Source organism: Olsenella sp. AGMB03486 (genome assembly GCF_040884255.1).
Taxonomy (GTDB): Bacteria; Actinomycetota; Coriobacteriia; order Coriobacteriales; family Atopobiaceae; genus Olsenella_L; species Olsenella_L kribbiana.
On the sequence record NZ_JBEVTM010000041.1, the window covers coordinates 1 to 6,659 of the forward strand.

Genomic DNA, 6,659 nt, shown 5'->3' on the forward strand with positions numbered 1-6,659 from the left:
GGGAGCGGAGGCACTGCTTTCCGCCTGCCATGATCAGACAGAGCCGCTACAGAAAAGGAGCCGAGGCACGTGGCCTCGGCTCCTCTCAAGCATGCAGTGTGTGCGCAGCCTACGAACGGGCAACCTTGCCGGACTTCAGGCAGCCAGTGCAGACATTCATCTTCTGCTTGCGGCCGTCGACGACGACGGTGACGTGCTGGATGTTCGGCTTGAACTTACGGTTGACGGTACGGTGCGAGTGGCTGATGGAACGCCCAGCTACAGCGTGCTTACCGCAGATCTCACAGACCTTAGACATTTCTTTGACCTCCCATGGGCGGCGCAGGTGCGCCCGGATTGGCATAGCTTTCTAAATATACCACAGGCTATTAAGCCCGCAAGCTTCATCGCGAGTTCTTGGGACATTTATGGAGAAACCCGGAGGTGCAGCGGAGCAGGGCGGACCATGGGGGCAACTCGTTTGCTTGCAGAGATGTATTGTAGCTCCCCAGCAGAAAAATGCCAGCTCGTCCATAAAAAGATGCCCTGACATTGGCGGAGTTGCTCTTGGGGTTCACAAGGAGACCATATACCATGGAGAGTATGGCAAGACCCAAGCATCGAGGGCGACTCTGCGTGCTTGGAGTATACTCAGCTTGATTTGTCTTTGGCCCGTGTCCCGCGCGGGGCACGTGAGAGGAGATAGATATGGCAAAGCCTGTTCCAGGAGGCCTGAGGGTTTCGAACGACTGCATCGCCGACCTTGCCGGCTATGCCGCGATGGAGTGCTATGGCATCGTGGGAATGGCAGAGATCGGAAAAGAGGATGGGGTCATCCGGCTCCTTCCGACTGCACGCCTGCGCCGTGGCATCGGCGTGTCCCATGAGGATGGCCATGTCGCTATCGATCTCCATGTCGTGGTCGAGCAGGGCGTGAATATCGCTTCGGTCACCCAGAACCTTGCAAGCGGCGTCAAGTTCCTGCTCAAGCAGATTGCCGAGCTGGACAATGTGGACGTGCGCATCCACGTCGAAGGCATGCGCGTCCACTGACAAGCAGCCTGGCCCATCGGAAGAGCAGAAGAGAACCAAGGGGTTCAAGAATGATTTCCACCGCAGTACGCACATGCTTCCCTGTTGCCGCCAAGGTGCTGGCAGACAAGGCAGAGGAGATCAACAAGCTGAATGTGTTCCCGGTACCTGACGGAGATACCGGCACGAACATGTCCCTCACGCTGAACACGGTCGTGAAGGAGGTCGAGGCACTCCCGAGGGATGCCTCGATGGAAGAGATTGCCAAGGCCATCACCCATGGTTCCCTCATGGGCGCCCGTGGCAACTCGGGCGTCATCACGAGCCAGATCCTGCGTGGCATCGCTGAAGGCCTCTGCGATGCAAAGGGCGAGACGGCGACGACGTCCGATATCGCCCATGCCCTGCGCCGCGGCGTGAAGGTCGCCTTCAAGGCAGTCCGCAAGCCGGTCGAGGGCACGATCCTGACCGTCCTCAAGGATGTCTCTGCAAAGGCAGACTCCTGCGAGCTCAAGCGCATGAGCCCGGACGAGACGCTCGACGCAATCGTCGTCGAGGCCTACGAGTCCGTTGCCCGCACCCCGGAGCTTCTGCCGGTGCTCAAGGAGAACGGCGTCGTCGACTCGGGCGCCTTCGGCCTTGCCACCTTCATCGAGGGCTTCGTGAATGCGCTCAAAGGCAAGGAAGGCCAGGTCTCCGATTTCAAGACGACCGTCGAGAGCACGGATGACGCGAAGTCCCATGTCTCGGATGTCGTGGACATCGAGCTCAATGATGACTGGGAGGGCTCGCAGTACCGCTACTGCACCGAGTTCCTCTTCAAGGCAGACAGCCCCGACTTCGACGAGGAAGGCACGCTCAAGTTCCTCTCTTCCATGGGCGACTGCGAGCTTCTGGTCGGCACGAACCCCGACTACAAGATTCATGTCCATTCGAACCGTCCTGACCAGGTCCTCGGCCACATGCTTGAGCTTGGCCAGATCTTCAAGGTCTTCATCCACAACATGGACCTCGAGGCGCATGAGCGAACGGAGAAGATTGCAGCTGACAAGAAGGCAGCAGCCAAGCCTGAGCGCAAGGAGCTCGGCTTTGTCGCAGTCGCAGCTGGCTCCGGCGAGGCAGATATCCTGAAGTCCCTCGGCGTCGATGTCGTGGTCTTTGGCGGACAGACGATGAACCCCTCGACGGCAGATATCCTTGCTGCCATCGAAGAGGTCAATGCGAAGAACGTTATCGTCCTTCCGGACAATGGCAACATCCGCATGGCAGCAGAGGCTGCCGCCAATGCCTGCGATACGGCCAAGGTGACGGTTGTCCCGACGAAGACCGTCCTTCAGGCCTTCGCTGCGATGTTCGCGGTCGACACGGGCCTCTCCGCAGAAGAGAACGCCGAAGAGATGACCGATGCTATCGCCGCTATCCGCGACGGCGAGGTCACAACGGCCGTGCGCGACTCCGCAGCCGCTGACGGCACACCGATTCATGCGAACGACGTTATGGGCATCGAGGGCGGCGAGATTGTCGTCGTCGGCAAGGATGTCCAGGATGTCTGCGTCCGCCTCATCAACAAGATGCAGGAAGACGAGGAGGGCGATACCCTCACGATTCTGGCCGGCAAGGACATGTCCGACGAGGACTTCGAGAAGCTCATCTCTGCCATCGAGGAGGCACAGCCTGACCTCGAGATCGATTCCCACCGTGGCGAGCAGCCGCTCTATCCGGTGGTGTTCTCCATCGAGTAGCCCTTGGCAGCGAATGATTCCATGAGCCGTCCGAGCATCGGAGCAGCATCGGAGCGCCTTCTGCGCACGAGTGCCCTCTCCGATGGTATCGGACGGCTCCGCTATGTATCGGGCACACGCCAGGAGGCGCTCGAGCGTCTCGGGATACATACCGTCCAGGACCTCTTCCTGGACCTGCCCCGCCACTATATCGACCTCACCTGTGTGACACCGATCGCCCTTGCCGATGTCGGCACGCAGGCGACGGTCAGAGGCGTTGCTGACAAGGTGAAGGTCAAGCAGCCACGTCCCCGCATGAAGATCGTCGAGGTCTCCGTCCTCGACGATACAGGGGTGCTTGTCGTGTCGTTCTTCAAGCAGCCCTGGATAGCAGACCAGATCCACGAGGGCGATGTGCTTGTCCTTCAGGGCAAGATCTCCTTCAGCTATGGCTTCAAGGAGATGAAGAGCCCCTTCTTCGAGAATCTGGGACCAAAGGACCAGGCAGGCGCTTCTGCCCGGATACTTCCGGTACATGCCGTGGGAGAAGGCATCACGCAGGCCTGGATGAGGCGTATCGAGAGCTCCGCCGTGGCAGACTTGGGCGATGTCTCTGACTTCATGCCGGCCTCCCTTGTGGCGCTCCATGGGCTCATGAGCGAGGCCAGAGCCATATGGCAGGTCCAGTTCCCGCATAGCATGGCAGCAGCAGAGCGCGGAAGAAGGAGGCTTGCCTACGACGAGCTCCTGCTCCTGCAGCTTGCGCTCCTGACACGCACGCGGCTCGAGTCCGAGGGGCTTGCTCCCGTGCAGCATATCGTGGACGGACCTCGTGCGGCAGCAGTCCGCGCGGCGCTTCCCTTTGCCCTTACCGATGAGCAGGATGCTGCCGTATCCGAGATCTTCTCCGACATGGCCTCTCCTCACCTGATGAACCGTCTCCTTCTGGGAGATGTCGGCACCGGCAAGACGGCGGTTGCCGCCGTGGCGATCGGCGCTGTCGCCGATACTGGCACCCAGGCTGCTGTCATGGCACCGACCTCGGTGCTGGCGCGCCAGTATGCAGAGAAGATGGGTCCGGTGCTCGATGAAGCAGGCATCAGGTGGGCACTCATAACCGGTGCCACGCCCGAAGCTGAGCGCAGGACAGCAACGGAAGGCATCCAGTCGGGAGCCATCACGGCCGTCTTCGGCACGACGGCGATACTCTCCGAAGATGTCAATTTCTCCCATCTCTCGCTTGCCGTGATCGACGAGCAGCACCGCTTCGGCGTGGGGCAGAGGGCGCTTCTTCGCAACAAGGGTGCAGGTGCAGACCTTCTGACCATGACAGCAACGCCGATTCCGAGGACGCTTGCGCTTTCTGTCTACGGCGACCTCTCTGTCTCGAGGATCAGGAAGCGCCCTGTCAAGGGTGCAGGGATAGCGACAAAGGTGCTCGCGCCTGAGAATGCCGATCTTGCCTATGGGGCCATACGAGAGGCTGTGGCAAAAGGGCAGCAGGCCTATGTCGTATGCCCGCTGGTCGATGCGAAGGACACGGGAGACGAGCTCGACGACGTGCCTGATGCGATGAAGGCAAAGCCGAAGGAGCTCCATGCGGCAACCGTGACGGCAGAGCGGCTTTCCCGCGATGTCTTTCCCGGCATGCGCGTCGCCCTTCTCCATGGACGCATGTCTGCCCAGGACAAGGATGAGGTGATGGGGCGCTTTGCAGCAGGCGAGATCGATGTGCTCGTCTCGACGACCGTCATCGAGGTCGGTGTCGACGTCCCGAATGCCACCGTCATGATCGTCTTCGATGCAGACCGCTTTGGGTTGGCCACGCTCCATCAGCTGAGAGGCCGTGTCGGCAGAGGCAAGATCTCGGGGCAGGTGTTCCTCGTTGCGGCAGCCAGGAAAGGCTCTCCTGCAAGAAAGCGCCTCTCTGCGCTCGAGAAGAGCTCGGATGGCTTCGAGCTTGCAGAGCTCGACCTCTCGCTCAGGCATGAAGGCGAGCTTCTGGGCTATAGGCAGTCGGGAGGCGTGGCGCTTCGCGTCGCAGACCTGGCCGAGGATACCGATCTTGTGCAGTATGCTTACGTGGATGCGCGCAATGTGGCAGAGGAAGACCCGGCACTGGAAGAGCCTGAGCATGTGCTTCTGGCACAGGAGATGAGGGCACGCTTCGGTGCCTATTTCGAGGAGGTAGAACGGGCGTGAGAGTGGTCGGCGGCATATGGAAGGGGCATCCCCTCGAAGCGCCTCAGGGACGCTCTGTCACACGCCCGACGACGGATAGGGTGAGGGAAGCCCTGGCTTCCATGATGGAGAGCGCCTTCGGGCTCGACCTCTCGGGCAGGCATGTGCTCGATGCCTTCGGCGGCTCTGGTGCCTTCGGGATCGAGATGCTCTCCCGCGGCATGGAGGAAGCGACCTTCATCGACCAGGACAGGAAGGCAGCAGCCCGCATCAAGCGAAATCTTGCTGCTGTCGGGGCAGGACGCGAGCAGGCCCATGTCATCTCCTCTGCCACGGCCACAGCGATTGCCCGGGGCTCTCTTCCGGGCGCTCCTTTCGATGCGGTCTTCCTCGATCCTCCCTACAAGATGCCGGCAGAAGAGGTGGCGGCCCTTGTCGATCAAGCCAGGAAGCAGGGGATGCTCAAGGAAGGATGCCTTGTGCTCTATGAGCGCTCTGCCACGGGAGATGCGCTTCCGCTTGCAGGAGCAGAGCTCTTGAAGTCCAAACGCTATGGCTCCACTGCCGTGGAGCTCTGGAAGATAAAGGAGTCATGAATGGCTGCATCATCCACCATCACGCACCTCGTCGTGCCGGGCACGTTCGATCCGGTGACGTATGGCCATATCGACGTGATCTCGCGCGCGCTCAAGATCTGCCCAAGGGTCACGGTCGGTGTCGCGCTCTCCCGCGGCAAGCACGGCAATGGCACGATGTTCACGCTCCAGGAGCGTGTCGACCTCGTGAAGCAGGCGCTCGAAGAGGCCAACGTGACAGAAGGCGTCGATGTGAAGCCGCTCACGGGCCTGCTTGTCGACTTCTGCCATGAGGTAGGGGCTGGCGGCGTTGTCAAGGGCCTGCGCGCGATTACGGATTTTGAATATGAATTGCAGCAGGCAAGCTTGAATTCGCGCCTTGCTCCGGATATAGAAAGTATATTTGTCATGTCGAGTCCGGAATATGGCTATGTGTCGTCTTCGATCGTGCGCGAGCTTGCCTCATTTGGTTCGGATGTGAATCTGCTCGTGCCGCCGAGCGTCTCCTGTGCCTTGAAAGAGCATTTTGCACAGGCACGCTGATGCACGAAGGCCGCATGAAGCGGTATTCTGGTATGGAATATGAAGTGATGCCAGAAGGGGCATGTTGCCCCTTGTGTGCCCTGAAAGGAGCCGAGAATGCAGCCAGGTGAGGAAACCGAAAGCCTGCTCGATGAGCTTGAGCAGCTTGTCACCGAGGCGAAGACTCCCCTTACCGGTGGTGGCGGCCGCAAGATCGTGGATGCGAACGACATCTACGAGATCATCGACGATATCCGCCGTGTCTTCCCGACGGAGTTCCAGGAGGCACGCCGCATCGTCAAGGAGCAGCAGGAGACCATCCAGCGTGCGCAGCAGCAGGCGGATTCCATCATCGCCGATGCCCAGCAGCAGGCCATGATCCTGGCAGGCGACCAGGAGGTCGTGAGGATCGCCCAGCAGCAGGCTGACTCCATCCGCGACCAGGCTGCCCAGTATGAGCGCGATACCCGCTACAACGCGGAAGAGTATGCCGACACGGTGCTTGCACACCTCGAGGACAACCTGAAGTCGCTCACGAGCACGGTGACGCGCACGCGCCAGACGCTCTCCGAGAACTCGGGCCCGCGCAACAACACGAACGATGTGCCTTGGTAGCGTGATTGCATGAGCAGAGATTTCAATATCACGA

7 protein-coding genes are annotated in these 6,659 nt (G+C 60.4%); 6 read left to right on the forward strand and 1 reads right to left on the reverse strand.

Annotation, left to right across the window (positions count from 1 at the left end):
• Nucleotides 1-109: 109 nt before the first annotated feature.
• Nucleotides 110-298 (reverse strand): 50S ribosomal protein L28, encoded by a 189-nt coding sequence (rpmB, locus tag ABVS03_RS11295; RefSeq protein ID WP_330971758.1) that lies wholly within the window; start codon nucleotides 296-298, stop codon nucleotides 110-112.
• 389 nt (nucleotides 299-687) lie between these two features.
• Here rpmB and ABVS03_RS11300 point away from each other — a divergent pair, with 389 nt between their 5' ends.
• From ABVS03_RS11300 to ABVS03_RS11325, 6 genes are all read left to right on the forward strand, one after another.
• Nucleotides 688-1,032 carry an Asp23/Gls24 family envelope stress response protein gene (locus ABVS03_RS11300; protein WP_330971757.1) on the forward strand — a complete coding sequence of 115 codons (345 nt, stop codon included), beginning with the start codon at nucleotides 688-690 and terminating at the stop codon, nucleotides 1,030-1,032.
• 50 nt (nucleotides 1,033-1,082) lie between these two features.
• The gene (locus ABVS03_RS11305; protein ID WP_368019184.1) at nucleotides 1,083-2,753 is read left to right on the forward strand and encodes a DAK2 domain-containing protein; all 1,671 of its coding nucleotides are present in this window, start codon (nucleotides 1,083-1,085) and stop codon (nucleotides 2,751-2,753) included.
• Nucleotides 2,754-2,774: 21 nt separating this feature from the next.
• Nucleotides 2,775-4,934 carry an ATP-dependent DNA helicase RecG gene (gene recG / locus ABVS03_RS11310; RefSeq protein ID WP_368019185.1) on the forward strand — a complete coding sequence of 720 codons (2,160 nt, stop codon included), beginning with the start codon at nucleotides 2,775-2,777 and terminating at the stop codon, nucleotides 4,932-4,934.
• Nucleotides 4,931-5,509 (forward strand): 16S rRNA (guanine(966)-N(2))-methyltransferase RsmD, encoded by a 579-nt coding sequence (gene rsmD / locus ABVS03_RS11315; RefSeq protein WP_330971754.1) that lies wholly within the window; start codon nucleotides 4,931-4,933, stop codon nucleotides 5,507-5,509. Before recG ends, rsmD begins: the two co-directional genes overlap by 4 nt.
• Entirely contained in the window at nucleotides 5,510-6,031 is a 522-nt protein-coding gene (coaD, locus tag ABVS03_RS11320) for a pantetheine-phosphate adenylyltransferase (RefSeq protein ID WP_330971753.1), read from the forward strand. It abuts the gene before it with no gap.
• A gap of 96 nt (nucleotides 6,032-6,127) precedes the next feature.
• Nucleotides 6,128-6,625 (forward strand): ATPase, encoded by a 498-nt coding sequence (locus ABVS03_RS11325; RefSeq protein WP_330971752.1) that lies wholly within the window; start codon nucleotides 6,128-6,130, stop codon nucleotides 6,623-6,625.
• The last annotated feature ends 34 nt before the right edge of the window (nucleotides 6,626-6,659 follow it).

Excerpts from the sequence above, each read along its gene's own strand:
- rpmB (WP_330971758.1), bottom strand. The coding sequence starts at position 298 with ATGTCTAAGGTCTGTGAGATCTGCGGTAAGCACGCTGTAGCTGGGCGT.
- ABVS03_RS11300 (WP_330971757.1), top strand. The coding sequence starts at position 688 with ATGGCAAAGCCTGTTCCAGGAGGCCTGAGGGTTTCGAACGACTGCATC.
- ABVS03_RS11305 (WP_368019184.1), top strand. The coding sequence starts at position 1,083 with ATGATTTCCACCGCAGTACGCACATGCTTCCCTGTTGCCGCCAAGGTG.
- recG (WP_368019185.1), top strand. The coding sequence starts at position 2,775 with ATGAGCCGTCCGAGCATCGGAGCAGCATCGGAGCGCCTTCTGCGCACG.
- coaD (WP_330971753.1), top strand. The coding sequence starts at position 5,510 with ATGGCTGCATCATCCACCATCACGCACCTCGTCGTGCCGGGCACGTTC.
- ABVS03_RS11325 (WP_330971752.1), top strand. The coding sequence starts at position 6,128 with ATGCAGCCAGGTGAGGAAACCGAAAGCCTGCTCGATGAGCTTGAGCAG.